Source organism: Microbacterium sp. (assembly GCF_051860965.1).
GTDB lineage: Bacteria > Actinomycetota > Actinomycetes > Actinomycetales > Microbacteriaceae > Microbacterium.
This window is the reverse complement of the sequence record NZ_JBIMKU010000006.1, coordinates 36,570-57,371: the sequence shown is the minus strand read 5'-3', so window position 1 is coordinate 57,371 and position 20,802 is coordinate 36,570. Positions and strand designations below refer to the sequence as shown.

The following is a 20,802-nucleotide window of genomic DNA, read 5'->3' as shown; positions in this document are numbered from 1 at the left end:
CATCGAACGGCAACGAAACCGAGACAGTTCGATCCCCTGGCTGTCACATCGCGCTCGTCGCGCCCGCTCCGCGCCCCGCGAATCGCGAGAGCGCATCGCGCAGCGTTCCGATCTCCGCGACGTCGAGTCCCGTGCGCGCCATGATCTGGCGCGGCACGTCCAGAGCGTCCGCCCTCAGCGCTCGCCCCTCGTCGGTCAGGTCGATGTCGAGCACCCGCTCGTCGTCCGCCCGTCGGGCTCGGCTGACGCGGCCCTGCGCCTCCAGCCGCTTGACCAGGGGGCTCAGCGTGGCCGGCTCCATGGCGAGCTCGTCCGCCAACTCCCCCAGTGCGCGCGGAGAGCTCTCCCACAGCGCGAGCATCACGAGGTACTGCGGATGCGTCAGCCCGAGCGGCTCGAGCACCGGACGGTAGACGGCCACGACGTTGCGCGCCGCCGTCACGACGGCGAAGCAGAGCTGGTTCTCGAGCCGCAGCAGGTCCTCGTCGCTCATGCGGAGCATCCTATCGACACGAATAGTTAGTACACTAATTGATATGGATGAGATGGATGCCCCCGACTCCGGCACGCCGGCCGAATCCCGCTCGCTGCGCGAGCGGGCGCGTGCGGCCGGGGGCTGGTACGCGTATCTGAACGCGCGGCTCATCCGCCTGGCCGGTCCGGCCGCGGTCGGACCCTATGAGACGACGCCCGAGCCGGTCCGCACCGAGCGTCCGTGCCCGCTCTGCGGCGCGGCCATGTCGGCGCACACGTTCGACCGCACGGGCCCGAAGCCGCTCATGCACTGCCCGTGAGGGCGGTGGCCGGGGTCAGGCGTGCCCGGCCCGTTCCATGGCGCGGAGCTCCTTCTTCATGTCCTGCACCTCGTCGCGCAGACGCCCCGCGAGCTCGAACTTGAGCTCGCCCGCCGCTGACAGCATCTGAGCCGTCAGGTCGGCGATCGTCGCCTCGAGCTGTTCCGCGCCCTCGGCGGCGATGCCCTCGCGACGCAGACTCGGCGTCGGGGACTTGCCCTTGCCGCTCTTGGTCTTGGCCGAGGCGCGCGACAGCATCTTCTCGGTGTCGGCGCCTTCGCGCGCGAGCGCGTCGGTGATGTCGGCGATCCGCTTGCGCAGCGGCTGCGGATCGATGCCCCGCTCGAGGTTGTAGGCGACCTGCTTCTCGCGTCGACGGTCGGTCTCGTCGATCGCCTTGCGCATGGAGTCGGTGATCGAGTCGGCGTACATGTGCACTTCGCCCGACACGTTGCGCGCGGCGCGGCCGATCGTCTGGATGAGCGACGTGCCGGAGCGGAGGAAGCCTTCCTTGTCGGCGTCGAGGATCGCGACGAGCGACACTTCGGGCAGGTCGAGGCCCTCGCGCAGCAGGTTGATGCCGACCAGGACATCGTAGACGCCCTGACGCAGTTCGCTCAGCAGCTCGACGCGACGGAGGGTGTCGACGTCGGAATGCAGATAGCGCACGCGGACTCCGTGCTCGCCCAGGAAGTCCGTCAGCTCTTCGGCCATCTTCTTCGTGAGCGTCGTGACGAGGACGCGCTCGTCGCGACCGGCGCGGACGCGGATCTCTTCGAGCAGATCGTCGATCTGACCCTTGGACGGCTTGACGATGATCTGCGGATCGACGAGACCCGTCGGCCTGATGATCTGCTCGACCACGCCGTCGGCGATCCCCATCTCGTAGCGACCGGGCGTGGCCGAGAGGTACACCGTCTGGCCGATGCGCTCCTTGAACTCGTCCCAGCGCAGCGGTCGGTTGTCCATCGCGCTCGGCAGGCGGAAGCCGTGCTCGACGAGCGTGCGCTTGCGCGAGGCATCCCCCTCGTACATCGCACCGATCTGCGGCACGGTCGCATGCGATTCGTCGATCACCATGAGGAAGTCGTCGGGGAAGAAGTCCAGGAGCGTGTGAGGCGGCTCGCCCGCCATGCGGCCATCGAGGTGACGCGAGTAGTTCTCGATGCCCGAGCAGAAGCCGAGCTGCTGCAGCATCTCGAGGTCGAAGGTCGTGCGCATGCGCAGGCGCTGCGCCTCGAGCAGCTTGTTCTGCGACTCGAGCTCCTTCAGCCGCTCTTCGAGCTCGTGCTCGATCGTGCCGATCGCGCGCTGCACGGTCTCGGTGCCGGCGGCGTAGTGCGTCGCCGGGAAGATCGGCACCGAGTCGAGGCGCTGCACGACGTCGCCCGTGAGGGGATGCAGCATGTAGAGCGCCTCGATCTCGTCGCCGAACAGCTCGATGCGGATCGCGTACTCCTCGTACACCGGGATGATCTCGATCGTGTCGCCGCGCACACGGAAGTTGCCGCGCGAGAAGTCGACGTCGTTGCGGTTGTACTGCATGGCGATGAACTTGCGGATGAGGGCGTCGCGGTCGTAGCGCTCCCCCACCTGCAGGGCCACCATCGCGCGCATGTACTCCTCGGGCGAGCCGAGGCCGTAGATGCACGACACCGTCGAGACCACGATGACGTCGCGGCGGGACAGCAGCGAGTTCGTCGTCGAGTGCCGCAGGCGCTCCACCTCGGCGTTGATCGAGGAGTCCTTCTCGATGAAGGTGTCGGTCTGCGGCACGTAGGCCTCGGGCTGGTAGTAGTCGTAGTAGCTCACGAAGTACTCGACGGCGTTGTGCGGCATGAGCTCGCGGAACTCGTTGGCGAGCTGCGCCGCGAGCGTCTTGTTGTGCGCGAGCACGAGCGTGGGCCGCTGCACCGCCTCGACGAGCCACGCCGTCGTCGCCGATTTGCCCGTGCCGGTCGCTCCCAGGAGAACGACGTCGGTCTCACCCGCGTTGATGCGCGCGGCGAGGTCGGCGATCGCCTGCGGCTGGTCGCCCGAGGGCTCGTATTCGCTCACGACCTCGAACGGCCGGACGGAACGTGTGGTCTGCACCATTCCAGGCTAGACGCGGCCACCGACACCGCGGCCCGATCCGCTCAGAGCGCAGAGCGGATCAGTTGACGTCGTCGTCGCCCGACTCGAAGTCCCCCATCGCGAAGTCGTCCCAGTCGCCGTCGTCGAAGCCGATCGGAGCGTCGGATCTGCGCGTCATGTCGGTACCCCCTGGTCGAGGTGGTGCTCACGTCATCGGTGCGAGGCTACCGACCCCGTGTGAACAGGGAGTATCACGGATGTATCGGGGCGCTCACATCCCGCCGCCGTCGAACCCGCCGCCGAACCCGCCCCCGTCGAATCCGCCGCCGAAGCCTCCGCCGTCGAATCCGCCCCCGCCACCGCCGTCGAGTCCCCCGGGACCGCCGTCCCAGCCGACGCCGCCCCCCGAGCCCGGATCGAACGTGGCACCGACCCAGGCGGGCTCGCCGGCGAGGCCGATCGAGCCGGCGCCCTGCGTGAAGTAGACGGCGATGACCGCCGAGGCGAGGAACTGGTTGGCGACGAGACCCATCACGCCGGCGTTCATGAGCATCGCCCGCGAGTCCACATCGTCGCGGGGATCGGGCTCTCGCACGGCGGTCGAGGTGGAGGCCGTCGCGGCGGCCGCATCCGCTCCCCCCGCCGCGCGCTGCGCCCGATGCTCCTCCGCGCGGCGCAGCAGCTTCGCGAGGACGATCGGATCGTCGGATGCCGCGTCCCGCTCGCTCTCGGCCATGAAGGGGCGGAGCTCTTCGAACATCTCCCGGCGCCGAGCGGCCGGAATCTCGGCGAACGCGGTCGCGTGCGCGGACTCGATGACGGATGCCGGCAGCGTGTTGAGCAGGTACACGTACCGTGAGGCCTTCTCCTCTTCGGTGACCGCCGCGTACGGAGCCCTGCGCCGGCGGAATCGTGACAGAAAGCCCATGCCGCACCTCCTCGGAGAATGCCCCCAGGCTACCGTCGCGAGCCGCGTCGCGACAGCGTCAGCGGGCGGCGATGCGCTCGGGAAGCGTCGCCCACAGCTCGTCGACCTGTGCGAGCGTGCCCTCCATCGAGCCCGCGGTGTCGATCACGACGTCGGCGAACGCGAGACGCGCGTCGTCGGAGACCTGCGAGGCGAGGCGGGCCGCGGCATCCTGCTCCGTCATGCCCCGCAGCTCGACCATCCGTCGCGCACGGACGTCCGCCGGGGCATGGGCGACGACGATGAGCTCCCACGGGTCGCTCGCGCGCGCCTCGACGAGCAGGGGCACGTCGTAGACGACCACGGCGTCAGGATCCGCAGAGAAGGCCTGCGCGAACCGGCGCGCGGACTCCGTGCGCACCGCCGGATGCACGATCGCATTGAGACGTGCGACCGCGTCGGGGTCCCCGAACACCCGCGAGCCGAGCGCCGCACGGTCGAGCGACCCGTCGGCGGCGACGACGTCGGAGCCGAACTCGTCGGCGATCGCCGAGAGCACGGGCGATCCGGGCTGCTGCACGTCGCGCACGATCCGGTCGGCGTCGACGACGACGGCTCCGTGCTCTGCGAGCCTGCGGGCGATCGTCGACTTCCCGGACGCGATTCCACCCGTGAGCGCGATGAGAGGCATGACTTCGAGGATGCCACGGCGCCGGCATCCCGGGACGTCCTGACTCAGCTTTGCCTCAAGACGGGCATCTGAAGTCGCTCCTGAGCCTCAGCCAAGGGGGCCCTGAGGACGGGCTCATAACGTCTCTCATGTCACCGCGAACGGAGTCGAAAGATCCGGGGGGATCACTCCAGGCGACACCCACACTTCCTCGAAAGGCACATCATGTCGGACCTCACCACGCAGCCCATCACCCGCCGCGAGAACCGCGCCGCGGCTCCCAAGAAGAACAAGCGCCGCCCCATCGTGGCCTTCGCCCTCGCGACCCTCGCGGTCGGCGGCGTCGGCGCCGCGCTCACCAGCGCCGCATGGACCGACAACGTCTTCTTCTCGGCCGCCGCGGACGCCGCGACGTTCGACCTGCAGGGCTCGCTCGACGGCAAGACCTGGCAGCAGTCCGACGACAAGAAGGCCATCCAGCTCGTCGTCCCCGCCACGACCTTCGCGAAGCTGCTTCCGGGCCAGACGCGCACCGTCCCGCTCTACGTCAAGAACTACGGCAACGTCAACGCCGCGCTCACCTCGTCGGTGGAGTGGGCCACGGGCGCCACCTTCGCGAAGAACCCGACGGCCGCCGTCTCGGACCTCGCCGCGACCTTGACGCCCGCCGGTTCGACCGGTGACACCGACGTGTTCAACCTCACGGTGACCGCTCCCGCCGACTGGGACGTCGCCAACAAGGGCAAGGCCGGCACCATCATCGTCACCGTCAGCGGCGAAGCCACCTCCTGACCCTGATCCACCCGCTTCCGCAGCAGACGAGACCCAGAGGAGACCGACATGAACACGCTTCGCCGCATCGCCATGACGGCTCTCTGGGCTCTCGCCGCTGTCGGAGTCGCCTGCGGCCTCGTCTGGGGAGCGACCGCCGCCGGCATGATCAAGCCGCTCATCGTGATCTCGGGCTCCATGGAGCCGGGCATCATGACGGGCGACCTGCTCGTCGCGACGAAGGCATCCGCCGCCGATCTGGGGGTCGGCGATGTGGTGAGCCTTCCGAGCGAACTCACGAGTCACCTCGTGACGCACCGCATCGTGGCGATCGAAGCCGAGGGGGATGGCTTCCTCGTCACGATGAAGGGCGACAACAACGAGTTCGAGGACGCGCTCGACTACCACATCGCTGGGGACGTGTGGAAGCCGATGATGCAGGTGCCGGGCGCCGGCGCCGCCATCTCGCGCGTCACGACTCCGGCCGTCGCGATCCCCCTCATGATCGGTCTCGTCGCCCTTCTGGGCATCACGTGGCTGATTCCGGCACCGGTCGCGCGTGACCCGAAGACGCGCAGCCGGATGCCGCGTGTGGCCGAGGCCGCACGATGAGGCGGATCACGGCGATCGGCCTCGCGGCCGTCATCGGTGGCGCGGTGGGGGCCGCGTCGGTGACGGCCGCGACGGCCGTCACGGTGCCGCTCGACGCCGACTTCGGCATCGTCCTGCCGGGCGAGACGGCCCAGGCCTCGACCGATCTCGCCGTTCCGGCGCGCTCGATCGTGACGAAGGCGGAGTGGGTCGAGGTGAGCGGATCGGGCGTCTGGGGCGCCGCGCTCTGCTCGGCCTCGGAGTGCACGCCCCTCGAGGAGCTCGCCGGGACCGCCGTCGACGCGGGTCGGTACCGCGTCGTGATCGATGTGACCATGCCGATGGATGCCTCGGCGACCTCGCGCACCGCAGCCAGCGGCGAGATCGCCCTCATGGAGTCGGTCGAGCTTCCGCTCACCGACGGCCGGCTCGCCGCGACCGGCGGCACCATGCCCTGGATCGCCGCACTCGCCGGTGCCGCCGCACTCGCGGGCGGCACCGCCATCCTGATCCGCCGACGAAAGCACGAAGAGGAGGACGCCCGATGACCGGTGTCTCGCACTCCCTGCGCTCGCGGCTGATCTCCCTCGCCGCGGCGCTCGCTCTCGTTGCGGGCGTCGGCGCGGCCGCGGCATCCATCGCCCCCACGCACAGCGCGTGGACGGATGCCTCGTACTCGTCGGCCGCCGTCACATCCGGCGACTGGACGCCCGCCCCGCCGCCCGCGAGCTTCGGCTGCGTCGCGATGAACGCCGACGGCTCCGTCATGAAGGACGGCACCTGCAAGGTCACGCGGGTCGTCTTCGACCAGTGGGGCGACAACTCGCAGCACAATCGCAACTACTACGTCGATGTGGCTTCCAACGCCGGGTCGGGCTACGTCCAGCTCACGCTCGACCTCTCCGCCGCGACCATCAACAGCGACACCGGCACCGGCACCTGGAAGTGGACCAACGCGGCCACCACCGGCGGCGAGATCACCCCGACGTCGGCGTGCTCCGCGCTTCCCAGCCTCGTGGCCAACACGACGACGATGTGGCAGTCCACGCGAACGTTCTACTTCACGATGGTCGACAAGCGCAGCAGCGGATCGGCGACGTGCAAATGAGCAGTGACGTGGCGGGCCGCCGCTTCCGAGAGGTCTTCTGGGATATCATCGCGGATGTCACGGGGCCCCGGGCTTCCGACGAATCGATGAGCGGGAGTGTGAACGTGCCAGAGAACCGCGTCGCCGTCGTGATCGAGGACGAAGCCGACATCCGGCAGCTCTTGAGCGATGTCCTCGCCTCGGCCGGTTTCGAAGTCCATGCCGCCTCTTCGGGCCTCGAGGGCATCGAGCTGGTCCGCGAGCACCGACCCGTCGTCACGACCCTCGATGTCAGCATGCCCGGCATCGACGGGTTCGAGACGGCCAAGCGCGTGCGTGCGATCAGCAGCACGTACATCGTCATGCTGACCGCCCGCAGCGAAGAGATCGACGCGCTGCAGGGCCTCGAGGCGGGGGCGGACGACTACGTCACGAAGCCCTTCCGTCCGCGCGAGCTGCGAGCCCGTATCGAGGCGATGCTGCGTCGGCCCCGCGTGCACAGCGCGGCGCCGTCCGAAGCGGCGGCGACGGGCGCCGAGCCCGCGGCGGCCGCTCCCGTCGCCGCGAACGCCGAGACGACGTCCGACGACGGCGCCTGGCTCGAGCATCGCGGTCTGCGGGTGCACCCCGCGATGCGCATCGTGAGCCGCGACGGCGACGACGTCGACCTGACGCGCAGCGAGTTCGACATCCTCGCCGAACTGCTGGCCGCGCGCGGTCGTGTCGTCGGCAAGACCGACCTCGCGCTCATGCTCCGGGGCGACAGCTACGGCAGCGACTACGTCAGCGACGCCGACGCACGCGCCATCGAGGTGCACATGGCGAACCTGCGTCGCAAGCTCGGCGAGACGCCGGCCAATCCGCGCTGGATCGAGACCGTCCGCGGCGTCGGCTACCGGCTCACGCGCTGACGGCGCGGCGCTCAGTCGCCGCGCGCGAGCACCACGACCTTGTCGGGACTCGCCGCCGCCTCCCGCGCCGCCGTGCGCGCCTCGCGGATGAGGACGCCCGGTTCGTAGCCGCAGCGCGTGCTGAGGCTGATTCCGACGCCGACGACGGGCAGGATGACGCCCACGACGCCGCTCAGCTCGTCGAACAGTCCGCGCCGGATCCGCATCGCGATGCGGCTCGCGTCCGTCTCGGAATCCGCCTGGATGCCGACGAGCAGGCCCGTCTGACCGTCCATCCCGACGAAGGCGCTCGTGGGGGCGTAGCGGCGCACGATCGCCCGGAAGGCGTTGCCGACGCCCGCCGCGGCCTCGCTGCCGAACGCGGTCGCGATCGCGGGCAGGTCGTCGATGCGCAGCGAGACGACGCCGACGAGGTCCTCGCGGCGCCGCGCGCGTGCGGTCATGTCGAGCAGCACATGCGCGAAGGAGACCTCGGGGAGCACATCGTCGTCGCTGAGGGTGAGTCGTTCGGGATCGACGGATGCCGTGAGCCGCGCGCGACCCGACAGCAGCACAGTGGTCACGACGACGGCGACGATGGACAGCGTGATCGTGAGGAAGCTCGCCGGCACGGTGTCGAGCCACGTGAGGAAGAAGTCGCTCTCGGTGCCGAGCGAGAAGTAGGCGACCACCCGGATGGCGAAGAAGACCGCGACGAGTCCGAGGACGACCGAGAGCGCCCACGCGAGCCGGTTCTGGCCGATCTCGCCGCGGAGCGACTCGTACGATCCGAGCGCCGCGAACACCGTGATCCCGATCAGGAAGAAGGGCGCTCCGGCCCAGTCACCGCCGCCGGACCCTTCCACCGCGACCGCCGCCCCCGCCGCGACGGCGCCCGCGCCCACGACGCCGTATGCGATCGCCATCGGACGGTTGTTGAACCTCCGCGCTCCCAGCCACATGGAGCCGATGTTCGCGACGAACGCGGCGTTGCCGACCGCGACCGCCCACCAGGACTCGGGCGCGGCGGCCCACACGAGATACGACACGACGGTGAGCAGGCCCATGAGGAACGCGAGGCCCCAGAGGCGACCCGCATCCTCGTCCTTGCGCAGCAGCATCCCGACCAGGAAGACGACGCTCGACACGACGACCACGAGCGAAGTCAGCAGCGAGACCGTGTAGAGATCCAGATTCATGATTCCTCCTGAGGAGTCGACTCGCCGATGACGTCGATCAGTCCCGTTCCGGGCGCGGCACGCAGGGGCAGACGTACCACGAAGGTCGTTCCGACGCCGAGTTCGCTCTGCACCGTGATCTCGCCGCCGTGCGACCGGACGATGTCGCGACTGATCGAGAGTCCGAGACCGCTTCCGTGCGTCGAGGTCTTGCGCACCGCGTCGGAGCGGAAGAACCGCCCGAACAGCTGCGGCAGCTCGGTGTCCGAGATGCCGGTGCCGGAGTCCCGGACGACGATCCAGGCGTGGTCGGCGTCCATCGTCGTGCCGACGTCGATCGTGCCGTCGTCGACGTTGTACTTCACGGCGTTGGAGAGCAGATTGTCGAGCACCTGTCGCAGCCGCGACGGGTCGACGTTGGCGATCGCGGGCTCGAGCCCCGACGCGTCGATCGTGATGCCGCGCTCGGCGGCGCGCGGCGTGTGCAGCTCGACGGCGGCCGCCGCGATCACGGAGATGTCGGTGGATTCGGGATGGATGCTGAGCTCGATCGTCGAGCGTCCGCGACCCGATGCGGCGAGGATGTCGGCGATGATGGTGAGCAGTCGGTTCGCGTTGCGCTCCGCGACCTCGAGACCGCGGCGCGCGGACGGCGTGAGGCCCTCCTCGTCGAGCACGAGCTCGAGGTAGCCGACGATCGACGTGAGCGGCGTCCGCAGCTCGTGCGACACCGAGGCGACGAGGTCCTCGCGGGCGCGGATCGCGCTCAGCTCCGCCGTGATGTCGCGCGAGATGACGACGGCGCCCGCGGCCCCGCCGTCGTCGTTGTGCACGCGCCGCGTCGTGATCGTGAGGGCGCGGCGCTCCTCGCCCGGCTCGCCGAACCAGACCACCTCGTCGTCGAACGCCTCGCCGCGCAGGGCGCGCGCGAGCGGCTGACGTCTCGCCGCGAGGAGCGTGATGCCGTCGCGCGCATAGGCCGGGCGCACGATCGGCGGACCGTCGGGGTCTGCCGGGTCGGGAAGGCTCTGCAGCGCCCAGTGCGCCTCGTTCGTGACCGCGATGCGCCCATCGGCGTCGATGCGGATGATGCCGAAGTCGACCGCGTCGAGGACTTCCGTGACCGTCTCCTCCTGCTGACGGGCCTGCGACAGCGCCTGTCCGAGCAGGCGCGTCTGGGCGTCCAGGAGGTAGCGCTGCATGCGGGCGCGGCGCGCCGTCACGTAGCTGGTCGTCGCGAGAGCGATGACCGCAAACGGCGGGAGCAGGGTCGTGATGGACACATCGTTCTCGTCGGTGATCGACTGCACGGTGTAGACGATGCAGATGAACGCCACGCCGAACACGAGTCCCGGCATCCCGAAGCTGCCCGCGAGCCACATGGCGGGGAAGATGTACAGCAGGCTGAAGCCCGACGACGAGCTCGCGTCGGTCATCAGCACGATCGCGACGATGTCGACGATCGGCACGATCGCACTCGCCGACGCGGGGACCCGGTTCCACGGCACGACGATGGCGGCGGCGGTCGCGAGGAAGACGATGACGACCGCCAGGTAGAAGAGCGCCCGATCGCCCGCGAACGGGCGGATGAAGCCGACGATCGCGAGCAGCAGGACGACGGCGCCGAGGAGCAGCTGGTTGAGGAGCGCCGTGCGGGCGCGAGTACGCCCCTCGAACAGCTCGCCTCTCAGGATGCGCGAGGGGCGTGAGGGCGGGGCCATGCACCGACGCTATCGCTCCCGCGGCCGTTCATCCGCGCGACGCGACCGCCTCGCTGATCCAGCGAGCGTGGCGATCCCACGGATCGACACCGCCGGCGACGACGTCGATGTGGGCGAGGAGGGCGATGGATGCCGCGAACCACTCGGTGCGCGCGAAGCGCTCGACCGCGAACTGCTCGTGCCGGCGGCGCTCGATCATGCGATCGCCGCGCTCGAACGCGAGCACCTCGTCGTGCCAGATGGCCGCGAACCGCTGGCGCGGATTGGCGGTCGTGCCGATCTTGATCCGATCGTCGAAACGCAGGTAGTAGACGACGTCGACGCGCGGCGGGGGCAGATCGGCGTCGGGGATCTCGCCGTACGGCCACTCGCACACGGCGCACTGCCACCCCGACGGCCACCGCACGCCGAGCCGGGATCGGCACAGCAGGCACGGTGACGGCAGCAGGTCGGTGACGCCGAAGGACTCGGCGGCGTCCTCCCCCGCGATCGCGAGGTGCACCTGGCACAGCGGGATCGACGCCGCGGGTGGCACGGGGCCGCGGCATCCATCGCCGACGAGACACGAACGAGAGGGCACGGGTCGACGGTACCGACGACCGCGGACAGCGCGACGGGGCCGCCACCCCGAAAGGTGACGGCCCCGTGTGTTCAGCGTGTGCTGCGGATCAGCGACCCGAGAGCTTCTCGCGCAGAGCCGCGAGCGCCTCGTCGTCGGCCAGGGTGCCGCCCGAGCCGGTCTCCGAGGAGAACGACGACGAGGACGAACCCGACTCGACGGCCGGAGCGTTCGCCTCGGCCTCGAGGGCCTTCGCGACGGTGGCCTTGTGCTGCTCCCAGCGAGCCTGGGCAGCGGCGTACTCCTGCTCCCACTTCTCGCGCTCGGCGTCGAAGCCTTCGAGCCAGACACCGTTGACGGCGTCGAAGCCGTCGGGGTACTTGTACTCGCCGTTCTCGTCGTACTCGGTGACCATGCCGTACAGCGCCGGGTCGAACTCGGTGCCGTTGGGGTCGACCGACTCGTTCGCCTGCTTGAGCGAGAGCGAGATGCGGCGACGCTCGAGGTCGATGTCGATGATCTTGACGAAGACCTCTTCGCCGACCGAGACGACCTGCTCGGCGAGCTCGACGTGCTTGCCCGAGAGCTCCGAGATGTGCACGAGGCCCTCGATGCCGTCTGCGACGCGCACGAACGCGCCGAACGGGACGAGCTTGGTGACCTTGCCCGGCGCGACCTGACCGATCGCGTGCGTGCGAGCGAAGACCTGCCACGGGTCCTCCTGCGTCGCCTTGAGCGAGAGCGACACGCGCTCACGGTCGAGGTCGACCTCGAGGATCTCGACGGTGACTTCCTGACCGACCTCGACGACCTCGGACGCGTGCTCGATGTGCTTCCACGAGAGCTCCGACACGTGGACGAGACCGTCGACGCCACCGAGGTCGACGAACGCACCGAAGTTGACGATCGACGAAACGGTGCCCTTGCGGACCTGGCCCTTGTGGAGGTTGTTGAGGAACGTGGTGCGCGACTCGGACTGCGTCTGCTCGAGCAGGGCGCGGCGCGAGAGCACGACGTTGTTGCGGTTCTTGTCGAGCTCGAGGATCTTGGCCTCGATCTCCTGGCCGAGGTACGGCGTGAGGTCGCGGACGCGACGCAGCTCGATGAGCGAGGCGGGGAGGAAGCCACGGAGGCCGATGTCGACGATGAGGCCGCCCTTGACGACCTCGATGACCTGACCGGTCACGACGCCGTCGTTCTCCTTGATCTTCTCCACGTCGCCCCACGCGCGCTCGTACTGCGCACGCTTCTTGGACAGGATGAGACGGCCTTCCTTGTCCTCCTTCTGGAGAACGAGCGCCTCGACGGCGTCGCCGACCTTGACGACCTCGTTGGGGTCGACGTCGTGCTTGATGGAAAGCTCGCGCGAGGGGATGACGCCCTCGGTCTTGAAGCCGACGTCGAGGAGGACCTCGTCGCGGTCGACCTTCACGACGGTGCCTTCGATGAGGTCTCCGTCGTTGAAGGACTTGATGGTCAGTTCGACCGCGGCCAGGAAGTCCTCAGCAGATCCGATGTCGTTGATGGCGACCTGCTTGGTGGCCGGGGCGGTCGTTGCGATAGTCATGTAGGGGGTTGTCCTTGTTGGGTGTGGGTATCGGGCTCCGGCTCGAGTGCACACGCGAACGCATGCAGATGCCTCGGCAGAAGCGGATGGATTTTTAACGATTGTCTCGGACGCACGGCAATGAAGCCACACGTGTGACATCTCAAGACTACCAGAACGGCCAGGGCGGCCGGAATGCTCCTCAGCGCACGTCCCGGTCGAGGTACCACCAGCGCCCGCTCTGACGGACGAAGCGACTGCGCTCGTGCAGCTCCCCCGCGACGCGACCCTCGCGCCACTGCGCGCGGAACTCGACCGCGCCGCGCTTCTCGCCCGTGACCGCGTCGATCACCTCGAGTCCGGTCCACCGCAGCCCCGGCGTGGGGTCGATCCGCTCGGGCGCGGTGCCCGGATGCCACGTGCCCGCGACGTGGGCGAGGTCGCCGATCGCGTACGCGGTGTAGCGCGAGCGCATCAGCGCCTCGGGCGTCTCGGCCGCAGTGCCCGCGAGGATCGGGGCGCAGCATCCGTCGAAGGCGACGCCGCTGCCGCACGGACACGGTGACGCGGCATCGGGTCTCATGGCGCCACTCTACGAGCCGTCTCCTAGACTGTCCGCGTTCGAGAGGGGTGAGCGTGACGGATGCACCGGTCGCCGCGTGCGCGGCGGGGACCTTCCGCGGCGAGACGTCGCGCGGCGTGAACGTGTGGCGGGGCATCCGCTACGCGCAGGCGCCCACGGGGCTTCGGCGATTCCGCGACCCGGTCGCCGCCGAACCCCTCGGCGATGTTGACGCGCTCGCTTTCGGGGCGGCCGCACCCCAGCAGCGGCTCCCCGTGCTCGATCTCGGGTCCGAGGCGCTCCTCGACGAGGACTGCCTGTTCCTCAACGTCTGGACGCCGTCGGCGCCCCCGCACGCGCCCCGGCCCGTCATGGTGTGGCTGCACGGCGGCGCCTACACGTACGGCGCGGGCAGTCAGCCCCTCTTCGAGGCGTCGAACCTCGTGAGGAGGGGCGATCTCGTCGTCGTGACCATCAACTACCGCATCGGCGCGCTCGGCTTCCTCGACCTGTCGTCGTTCTCGACGGCCGACGACACGTACGACTCGAACCTCGCGCTCAAGGATGTACTCCTGGCGCTGCGCTGGGTGCGGGCCAACATCGCCGCCTTCGGCGGGGACCCCGACCGCGTGACGATCTTCGGCGAGTCCGCGGGCGGCGGCCTGGTCACGACCCTGCTCGCCACCCCGTCGGCCGACGGACTCTTCCACCGCGCGATCGCGGAGTCCTCCCCCGCGACGAGCATGTACGGGCCCGTGCGTGCTCGTCGCGTCGCAGAGCAGTTCCTGACGGCGGCGGGGTTGGACGCCTCGTCGGCCTCCGGCGCACGGGAGCTCGCCGTCGACGACGTCGTCACCGCCGGCATGGTCGTGTACGCCGGCGTGCCCACCGAGGCGCCGGGCACGCTCGCGTTCGCCCCGGTCGTCGACGGCGAGCTGCTGCCCGAAGCACCGGCGGACGTCCTGTCGTCCGGCCGCGGCATCCCGGTCCCCCTTCTCATCGGGACCAACCGCGACGAGGCGTCCTTCTTCATCCACATGAAGAGCCCGCTCATGCCGGTCACCGAGGATCGCATCCTGAAGATGTTCGCCGACATGCGCGCCGAGCGCCCCGATCTCGCCCTCCCCGATCGCGCGACGGTGCTGCAGGCCTACGAGGGTGTGCGCCAGCGGGCCGTGGGCTCGGGCGTCGCACGCGACATCGCGTTCCGCCTGCCGACGATCTGGATCGCCGAGGGGCACAGCCGAGCCGCCGACGTCTGGCTCTACCGCTTCGACCACTCCACGCCGGCACTCGACGCCCTCGCGATCGGAGCGACCCACGGCGCGGAGCTCGCGTACGTGTGGGACAACTTCTCCCGCGGGCGCATCGACCCGACGTTCTGGCTCGGCGGACGCCGGGTCGCCGAGGAGGTGTCGCGGCGGGTCCAGGCGCGGTGGATCGCGTTCGCACGAGGCGCGACGCCCGGTGGCGAGATCGACGCGGCCGAGCCCGTGTGGCCGCGGTACGACCTCGAGGCCCGCTCGACGCTGGTGATCGATTCGGTCGACCGGGTCGTCGACGATCTGGACGCGGCGCTGCGGCGCAGCTGGGGCGATCGGGTGCTCGCCTTCGACTGAACGCGCTGAGCGCGCTTCCTCCGCGCGGCTAGGCGCCCGCGCGCTCCGCGCAGGTCACGCAGCGGGTGGCATCGGGACGCGCCGCGAGGCGCGTGGGAGGGATGACGCGGCCGCAGTCCGCGCAGATGCCGTACGAGCCGTCGGCGACGCGGGCGAGCGCGGCATCCGCCTCGGTGATCTCGCGCGCCGCCTCGGCACGCAGGCCCTCCAGTCGCGACCATTCGCCCGAGAGCGTCGCGCCCTCGGGATCGTGCTCGTCGTCGGCGCTGTCGGCGCCGCGGTCCTGGCGCAGACCCGCGAGTACCTCGTCGAGGTGCGCGAGGCGCGCGACAGCGTCCTGCCGTCGCGCCTCCAGTGCCGCGCGGGCATCGGTCACGGGCGGAGCAGCACCTTCGTCGCGCGGCGCTCGTCCATCGCGGCGTACGCCTCGGCCGCCTCCGTCAGCGGCAGCTCGAGGTCGAAGACGAGACCGGGCTCGATCGCACCGGAGCGCACGTCGGGCAGGAGCTCCTCGATGTACCCGCGCACGGGCGCCACGCCGCCGTTGACCCCCACGTTGCGGCCGAACATCGACCGGATCGGGAGCTCGGGGCCGCCGTTGGGCGCGCCGACGTAGCCGACCATGCCACCGGGCCGCGTGGATCGGAGCGCCTGATCCATCGACTCCTTCGTCCCGACGCACTCGAGCACCCGGTCGGCGCCGATGCCGTCGGTGAGCTCGCGGACGGCGGCGACCCCGGCATCCCCCCGCTCCTCGACGACGTGGGTCGCGCCGAATCGGCGGGCGAGGGCCTGGCGCTGCGGATGCCGCGACATCGCGATGATCGTCGTGGCGCCGAGTCGCTTCGCGGCGATGATCGCGCACAGCCCGACGGCGCCGTCGCCGACGACGGCGACCGACTCCCCCGCCTGCACGCCGGCGGAGACGGCGGCGTGCCAGCCCGTGCCCATGACGTCGCTGAGCGTGAGCAGGCCCGGGATCTCGTCGTCCGCGACGGGGCCGGGAACGACCGCGAGGGTGCCGTCGGCGAGCGGCACGCGCACACGCTCGCCCTGGCCGCCGTCGGCGAAGCCGCCGAGGCGGTCGTCGGTTCCCCACCATCCCCCGTTCAGGCACGAGGTCGAGACGCCGTTGCGGCAGTTCGCGCACGTGCCGTCGCACACGTAGAACGGGGCGATGACGAAGTCGCCCGCGGCGACGTTCCGGACATCCGGACCCACCGCCTCGACGACGCCCACGAACTCGTGGCCGATGCGCTGGGGCTCGGCGGTGTCGGTGACACCGCGGTACGGCCAGAGGTCCGAACCGCACACGCACGCGGCGGCGACGCGCACAATCGCATCGCCTCCCGTCGAGAGCACGGGGTCGGGGACCTCTTCGACGCGGATGTCACGGGCGGCATGGATGACGGTGGCGAGCATGCATCGAGCCTACGACCGCGCATAGCCTGGAGGAATGGCACTCACACCGCAGCAGCTCGGCGCGGCCCTCGACGAGGCGGCACGGGAGAAGGGGATGTCGGGGACGATCCGCATCGACGTCCGCGGCGAAGTGGTCTTCGCCGAGGCGTACGGTCTCGCGGACCGCGCGCACGGCATCCGGAACGACACCGACACGCGGTTCGCGGTCGCGAGTCTGTCCAAGGGCTTCACGGCGCTCGCCGTCATGTCGCTCATCGACGACGGAGTGCTGACGCTCGACACGCCCGTGCGCCCGGTGCTCGGTGCGGATCTGCCGCTCGTCGACGACGGCGTGACGGTCGAGCATCTGCTCTCGCACACCTCGGGCATCGGCGACTACCTCGACGAAGAGGCCGAATGGGAGGTGGATGACTACGTCATGACCCTTCCGGTGCATACGCTGACCGACGTCGAGGCGTTCGTGCCCATGCTGGACGGCTTCGCGCAGAAGACGCCTCCCGGCGAGACGTTCCAGTACAACAACGGGGGCTTCATGCTGCTCGCGCTCGTCGCGCAGCGCGCGAGCGGCATCCCGTTCCACGACCTCGTGCAGACACGAGTCTTCGACCCCGCAGGACTCGAACGCACGGCGTACCTGCGCACCGACGAACTGCCCGGCGACACCGCTCTCGGCTACCTCGCCGAGGACCCCGCATCGCTGCGGACGAACATCCTCCACCTGCCGATCCGAGGGAGCGGGGACGGCGGCGCGTTCACGACGGCATCCGACATCTCCACGTTCTGGCGCGCGTTCACCGAAGGACGGATCGTGGATGCCGCGACCCGCGACCTCATGACCGCGCCGCGCAACGTCGCCGAAGACGAGGACCTCCGCTACGGACTCGGGTTCTACCTCGACGAGGACGGGCCGGGCGTGATCCTCATGGGCTATGACGCCGGTGTCTCGGCCTGGACGCGCCACGACCCCGAGAGCGGGCTGGGCGTGACGATCCTCTCGAACACGTCGGAGGGCGCGTGGGGCGTGCTTCGCCGGTACATCGACGTGTTCGAGGAGGGCGACGAGGCGAGCTGACTCCGTCTCGTGCTCGGCCCCGCCGCGCGGCGCGAGCGCGGCTACGCTCGTGCCATGCGCATGACCGCCGCTCTCCGCGCGCCGCGTCGCTCCCCGTTCCTGCAGGTGCTGAAGTCCGCGGCCGCGACGGTCGCGGCCTGGCTGATCGCGGGATGGCTCATCCAGGGTCCGCCACCCGTCTTCGCGGCGATCGCCGCCCTGCTCGTGGTGCAGCCGAGTGTGAACCAGTCGCTCACGAAGGCGCTGGAGCGCTCCATCGGGGTCATCGCCGGCGTCGTCATCGCGTCGGCGCTGGGAATCGCCTTCGGCGGCGCGACGTGGGTCATCCTGCTCGCGACCGTCATCGCACTGCTCGTCGCCTGGGCGCTGCGGATGACCCCGGGCACCGCCAATCAGGTCGCGATCAGCGCACTGCTCGTGCTCGCCCTCGGCGGGACGACGCCGAGCTACGCCCTCGACCGCATCCTCGAGACCCTCCTGGGCGCGGCGATCGGCATCGTGGTAAACCTCGTGATCGTGCCGCCCGTCGCCGTCGCGCCCGCGCGCGGCGCCGTCGACGCGCTCGCGGCCGAGCTCGCGTCGTCGCTCGAGCGCCTCGCGGCCGCCCTCGAAGCGCCCCGCTCACGCGCGGAGGTCGAGGAGCTGCTGCTCGAGGCGCGACTCATGAAGCCGATGCGCGAGAAGGCGGATGCCGCGCTGGCCGAGGCATCCGACTCCCTCACCCTCAACCCGCGGCGCGCGCATCGTGGCGAGCTCTCGACGCTGCGGGCACAGCTGGATCGCTTCGCTCCGATCGTGACGCAGACGATCGGCATGACCCGCGCCTTCGCCGATCATTACGATCCGTCGGTCACCGACGAGCCGGTCGTGCGGGCGATCGCCGAGCAGCTGCGGCGCGCCGCGCACGACGTGCGGATCGTCGGCGGCGGAGCGGCCGTCGAACCCGACGAGCTGCCCGCGCTCACGCGACCGCTCGAGGTCGGCGTCCCGAACTCCGAGCACTGGATGCTGATCGGGTCCATGCTGGAAGACCTGCGACGAATCCACGAGGCACTGAGCGAATGATCGAACCCGGCAGATATCGGCACTTCAAGGGCGCGGAGTACGACGTCATCGGCGTCGCCCGGCACAGCGAGACCGAGGAGGAGCACGTCGTCTACCGCGCGCTCTCCGGCGCCGGCGGTCTGTGGGTGCGGCCCGCGACGATGTGGACCGAGCACGTCTCCCGCGACGGCTACTCGGGGCCGAGATTCGTCAGGGTGCGACCGTGACCGTGAAGGTCACGTCTTCGATGCCCCCGTCGGAGTTCGACAGCACGACCTTCGTCGACCCCTCGGCGAGCGCGGTGACGCCGGGGTTGTAGGTCGTGCCGTCTTCTTCACGGCCCTTGACGAACTCGGCGACGCTCGGGTCTTCGACCTCGCCGCTGTAGCTGTCGACGGCGAGGTCGCCGGTGTTGATGTTGAGCACCCCGCCGACCTTGAGGTCGACGGTCGTGCCCTCGAGATCGCCCACGTCGACCGTGACGGGGGCGATGACGGGCGTGTTGGGCTGTGCGCAGCCGCTGAGTCCGAGGACGACGGCGACGAGGGCGACGGCGGCGATGCGGCGAATGCTCATGGGGAAAGGATGGCAGGAACACCGTCTCCTGCACAGGGTTTCGCGTGTGGATAAGTCACGGGTCGGTTCGGGTGCCGGTGCTTACGGTGGTCCGCGTGAAGTTCCGGATGCTGAGTGCCACCGCCGTCGTGCTGTCGGTCGTCCTCGGTGCGAGCGGGTGCGCTGCTGCGTCCCCGGTCGCGGTGCCGACGGAGACTCCGGCCTTCGCCACCGACGAAGAAGCGTTCGCGGCGGCGGAGCAGACCTATCGGGCGTATGTGGATGCGCTGAACCAGGTCGACCTGTCCGACCCGGCGACGTTCGAGCCGGTGTACGCGTTGACTACGGGAGAAGCCAACGCGGGATCTCGAGAGGAGTTCAGTCAGATGCACGCCGAGGGGCTGACAGTCGCTGGATCCACATCTATCGATCTCATCGATCTGCACGGCGAACGGCCAATCGAAGTCGACGTCTGCTTGCGAGTGTCCGATGTGACGCTAACCAACCCAAGTGGTAAATCGGTGGTCGCTCCTGATCGGCCAGATGTCCAGATGATGCGCGTCCGGTTTGCGCCCGGTGATACCCGCACGGGGCTCTTGATCGACTTATTCACGGGACGTAGAGACGGACAGGCATGCGAAAGCTAGCCTTTCTCGCCGTCGGAATCCTGATCGGGGGAATCGCTGCAGTGTCGGGGTCGAGCGCAGCCTCAGCAGGTGTATGCGAACGCCCCTGGGCCGGTCTATGCGCAACCAACGGCGGCGACCACGTCGACATCGCCGGCTCGACCTCCACTCCCGGCTCGAGACCTGGCTCCGAGCCCGGATCGACGCAGCCCGGCATCCCGACCCCGCGTCCGATCCCGGGCCGGGACCTGTGCAGCGATGATCTCGACGACCGCTGCGGTTACGCGGTCGGCGCCCTGCCGACCGTCTACGCCGACGATCTCGTGTCCTTCCGGCCGGCGGCGCCGAGCCTCGCGACGGAGCCCGCCGGACTCGGGGTCGTGGGGCTGCCGACGAATCTCGTGGCCGCGGCATCCACCCAGCACGTCTCCGGCGACCTGCTGGGCTACCCGGTGACCGTGCGGTTCGTGCCGTCGGGCTTCGTGTTCGACTACGGCGACGGCGCCACCCAGCGTTCGGCGAGCGGCGGCGCGACGTGGGCGCGACTCGGAGCAGCGCAGTTCACGCCCACGGCGACGAGCCACTCCTATCGCGCCCGGGGCGACTACACGGCGGGCGTCCGCGTGCTGTACGACGCGGCCGTCGACTTCGGCACCGGGCACTGGCGACCCGTCATCGGCCAGGTCACGGCATCCACCGCGGGCCACAGCATCCGGATCTTCGAAGCGCGCACCGCCCTCGTCCTGGACTCGTGCGCGGAGAACCCGCGAGGCCCGGGCTGCTGATCAGGCTCCGCGGCGCAGAGGCGAGCCCACGACGTCGAAGCGCGTGCCGCCCATCGCCCCGGACAGCAGCGGCCGCGCTTCGCTGATGGCGGCGATCACCGACGGCAGCGCGAGCGACGCGCGGTGAGCCTCGGCCGACGTCCACAGCTCGGCGACGTAGACGGTGTCGGGCTCGTCCTCGGACACCCCGACCTCGTAGAGCAGACAGCCGATCTCGCCGAGTTCGGCGCTGGGTCTCGTGAGCAGCGCGACGAGGTCGTCCCGCTTGCCGGGCAGTGTCCCGAGGTGGCCGATGTTCGCGAACATCCCCCGATCGTCCCACGTCCC

General features: G+C 70.0%; 25 protein-coding genes. 12 read left to right on the top strand and 13 right to left on the bottom strand.

Features of this window, described 5'->3' with window-relative positions; translation table 11 throughout:
• Positions 1–43 precede the first annotated feature (43 nt).
• Positions 44–493, bottom strand: a complete 450-nt coding sequence (locus ACTIFV_RS12655) for a MarR family winged helix-turn-helix transcriptional regulator (protein ID WP_439593148.1) — start codon at positions 491–493, stop codon at positions 44–46.
• A 43-nt stretch (positions 494–536) separates the two neighbouring features.
• Between ACTIFV_RS12655 and ACTIFV_RS12650 the strand changes: the two genes are divergently transcribed.
• Positions 537–794: a hypothetical protein gene (locus tag ACTIFV_RS12650; RefSeq protein WP_439593147.1), complete on the top strand. Its 258-nt coding sequence runs from the start codon at positions 537–539 to the stop codon at positions 792–794.
• 15 nt (positions 795–809) lie between these two features.
• On the opposite strand, the gene uvrB is transcribed toward ACTIFV_RS12650, so the two are convergent.
• The 3 genes from uvrB to coaE all read right to left on the bottom strand — a co-directional run bounded on the left by uvrB (position 810) and on the right by coaE (position 4,468).
• Complete coding sequence (uvrB, locus tag ACTIFV_RS12645; protein WP_439593146.1) at positions 810–2,888, bottom strand: excinuclease ABC subunit UvrB; 2,079 nt, start codon at positions 2,886–2,888, stop codon at positions 810–812.
• 253 nt (positions 2,889–3,141) lie between these two features.
• On the bottom strand, positions 3,142–3,798 hold the full coding sequence (locus ACTIFV_RS12640; RefSeq protein ID WP_439593145.1) for a hypothetical protein: 657 nt from the start codon (positions 3,796–3,798) through the stop codon (positions 3,142–3,144).
• A gap of 58 nt (positions 3,799–3,856) precedes the next feature.
• Entirely contained in the window at positions 3,857–4,468 is a 612-nt protein-coding gene (gene coaE, locus ACTIFV_RS12635) for a dephospho-CoA kinase (protein ID WP_439593144.1), read from the bottom strand.
• 204 nt (positions 4,469–4,672) lie between these two features.
• On the opposite strand from coaE, the gene ACTIFV_RS12630 reads away from it, so the two are divergent.
• From ACTIFV_RS12630 to ACTIFV_RS12610, 5 genes are all read left to right on the top strand, one after another.
• On the top strand, positions 4,673–5,239 hold the full coding sequence (locus ACTIFV_RS12630) for a hypothetical protein (RefSeq protein ID WP_439593143.1): 567 nt from the start codon (positions 4,673–4,675) through the stop codon (positions 5,237–5,239).
• A 48-nt stretch (positions 5,240–5,287) separates the two neighbouring features.
• Positions 5,288–5,830: a signal peptidase I gene (locus tag ACTIFV_RS12625; RefSeq protein WP_439593142.1), complete on the top strand. Its 543-nt coding sequence runs from the start codon at positions 5,288–5,290 to the stop codon at positions 5,828–5,830.
• Complete coding sequence (locus ACTIFV_RS12620; protein WP_439593141.1) at positions 5,827–6,357, top strand: LPXTG cell wall anchor domain-containing protein; 531 nt, start codon at positions 5,827–5,829, stop codon at positions 6,355–6,357. Before ACTIFV_RS12625 ends, ACTIFV_RS12620 begins: the two co-directional genes overlap by 4 nt.
• Positions 6,354–6,917, top strand: a complete 564-nt coding sequence (locus ACTIFV_RS12615) for a hypothetical protein (protein WP_439593140.1) — start codon at positions 6,354–6,356, stop codon at positions 6,915–6,917. The genes ACTIFV_RS12620 and ACTIFV_RS12615 overlap by 4 nt, the downstream gene beginning before the upstream one ends.
• A 104-nt stretch (positions 6,918–7,021) precedes the next feature.
• Positions 7,022–7,807: a response regulator transcription factor gene (locus tag ACTIFV_RS12610; protein ID WP_439593139.1), complete on the top strand. Its 786-nt coding sequence runs from the start codon at positions 7,022–7,024 to the stop codon at positions 7,805–7,807.
• An 11-nt stretch (positions 7,808–7,818) separates the two neighbouring features.
• Here ACTIFV_RS12610 and ACTIFV_RS12605 read toward each other — a convergent pair whose 3' ends face one another.
• The 5 genes from ACTIFV_RS12605 to ACTIFV_RS12585 all read right to left on the bottom strand — a co-directional run bounded on the left by ACTIFV_RS12605 (position 7,819) and on the right by ACTIFV_RS12585 (position 13,373).
• The gene (locus ACTIFV_RS12605; protein ID WP_439593138.1) at positions 7,819–8,985 is read right to left on the bottom strand and encodes a hypothetical protein; all 1,167 of its coding nucleotides are present in this window, start codon (positions 8,983–8,985) and stop codon (positions 7,819–7,821) included.
• Positions 8,982–10,685 carry a sensor histidine kinase gene (locus ACTIFV_RS12600; RefSeq protein ID WP_439593137.1) on the bottom strand — a complete coding sequence of 568 codons (1,704 nt, stop codon included), beginning with the start codon at positions 10,683–10,685 and terminating at the stop codon, positions 8,982–8,984. The genes ACTIFV_RS12605 and ACTIFV_RS12600 overlap by 4 nt, the downstream gene beginning before the upstream one ends.
• A 28-nt stretch (positions 10,686–10,713) precedes the next feature.
• The gene (locus tag ACTIFV_RS12595) at positions 10,714–11,265 is read right to left on the bottom strand and encodes a GIY-YIG nuclease family protein (protein WP_439593136.1); all 552 of its coding nucleotides are present in this window, start codon (positions 11,263–11,265) and stop codon (positions 10,714–10,716) included.
• A gap of 88 nt (positions 11,266–11,353) precedes the next feature.
• Positions 11,354–12,811, bottom strand: a complete 1,458-nt coding sequence (rpsA, locus tag ACTIFV_RS12590) for a 30S ribosomal protein S1 (RefSeq protein ID WP_439593135.1) — start codon at positions 12,809–12,811, stop codon at positions 11,354–11,356.
• A 181-nt stretch (positions 12,812–12,992) separates the two neighbouring features.
• The gene (locus ACTIFV_RS12585; protein WP_439593134.1) at positions 12,993–13,373 is read right to left on the bottom strand and encodes a YchJ family protein; all 381 of its coding nucleotides are present in this window, start codon (positions 13,371–13,373) and stop codon (positions 12,993–12,995) included.
• 53 nt (positions 13,374–13,426) lie between these two features.
• On the opposite strand from ACTIFV_RS12585, the gene ACTIFV_RS12580 reads away from it, so the two are divergent.
• Positions 13,427–14,971, top strand: coding sequence for a carboxylesterase/lipase family protein (locus ACTIFV_RS12580; RefSeq protein WP_439593133.1), 1,545 nt, complete (start codon positions 13,427–13,429; stop codon positions 14,969–14,971).
• Positions 14,972–14,999: 28 nt separating this feature from the next.
• Here the strand turns inward: ACTIFV_RS12580 and ACTIFV_RS12575 are convergent, their stop codons facing one another.
• A complete protein-coding gene (locus ACTIFV_RS12575; RefSeq protein WP_439593132.1) occupies positions 15,000–15,347 on the bottom strand; it encodes a TraR/DksA family transcriptional regulator in 348 nt (115 codons plus the stop codon).
• The gene (locus ACTIFV_RS12570) at positions 15,344–16,393 is read right to left on the bottom strand and encodes a zinc-dependent alcohol dehydrogenase family protein (RefSeq protein ID WP_439593131.1); all 1,050 of its coding nucleotides are present in this window, start codon (positions 16,391–16,393) and stop codon (positions 15,344–15,346) included. The genes ACTIFV_RS12575 and ACTIFV_RS12570 overlap by 4 nt, the downstream gene beginning before the upstream one ends.
• Before the next feature lie 34 nt (positions 16,394–16,427).
• Here ACTIFV_RS12570 and ACTIFV_RS12565 point away from each other — a divergent pair, with 34 nt between their 5' ends.
• From ACTIFV_RS12565 to ACTIFV_RS12555, 3 genes are read left to right on the top strand one after another with little or no spacing between them, the layout of a single operon-like run.
• On the top strand, positions 16,428–17,465 hold the full coding sequence (locus tag ACTIFV_RS12565; RefSeq protein WP_439593130.1) for a serine hydrolase domain-containing protein: 1,038 nt from the start codon (positions 16,428–16,430) through the stop codon (positions 17,463–17,465).
• Positions 17,466–17,525: 60 nt separating this feature from the next.
• The gene (locus ACTIFV_RS12560; RefSeq protein ID WP_439593129.1) at positions 17,526–18,530 is read left to right on the top strand and encodes an FUSC family protein; all 1,005 of its coding nucleotides are present in this window, start codon (positions 17,526–17,528) and stop codon (positions 18,528–18,530) included.
• On the top strand, positions 18,527–18,736 hold the full coding sequence (locus tag ACTIFV_RS12555) for a DUF1653 domain-containing protein (RefSeq protein WP_439593128.1): 210 nt from the start codon (positions 18,527–18,529) through the stop codon (positions 18,734–18,736). The genes ACTIFV_RS12560 and ACTIFV_RS12555 overlap by 4 nt, the downstream gene beginning before the upstream one ends.
• On the opposite strand, the gene ACTIFV_RS12550 is transcribed toward ACTIFV_RS12555, so the two are convergent.
• On the bottom strand, positions 18,720–19,085 hold the full coding sequence (locus ACTIFV_RS12550; protein ID WP_439593127.1) for a hypothetical protein: 366 nt from the start codon (positions 19,083–19,085) through the stop codon (positions 18,720–18,722). The genes ACTIFV_RS12555 and ACTIFV_RS12550 overlap by 17 nt on opposite strands.
• A gap of 95 nt (positions 19,086–19,180) precedes the next feature.
• Between ACTIFV_RS12550 and ACTIFV_RS12545 the strand changes: the two genes are divergently transcribed.
• Positions 19,181–19,711: a hypothetical protein gene (locus ACTIFV_RS12545; protein WP_439593126.1), complete on the top strand. Its 531-nt coding sequence runs from the start codon at positions 19,181–19,183 to the stop codon at positions 19,709–19,711.
• Positions 19,699–20,475, top strand: a complete 777-nt coding sequence (locus tag ACTIFV_RS12540) for a hypothetical protein (RefSeq protein WP_439593125.1) — start codon at positions 19,699–19,701, stop codon at positions 20,473–20,475. The genes ACTIFV_RS12545 and ACTIFV_RS12540 overlap by 13 nt, the downstream gene beginning before the upstream one ends.
• Here the strand turns inward: ACTIFV_RS12540 and ACTIFV_RS12535 are convergent, their stop codons facing one another.
• The gene (locus ACTIFV_RS12535) at positions 20,476–20,781 is read right to left on the bottom strand and encodes a putative quinol monooxygenase (RefSeq protein WP_439593124.1); all 306 of its coding nucleotides are present in this window, start codon (positions 20,779–20,781) and stop codon (positions 20,476–20,478) included.
• Positions 20,782–20,802: the final 21 nt, after the last annotated feature.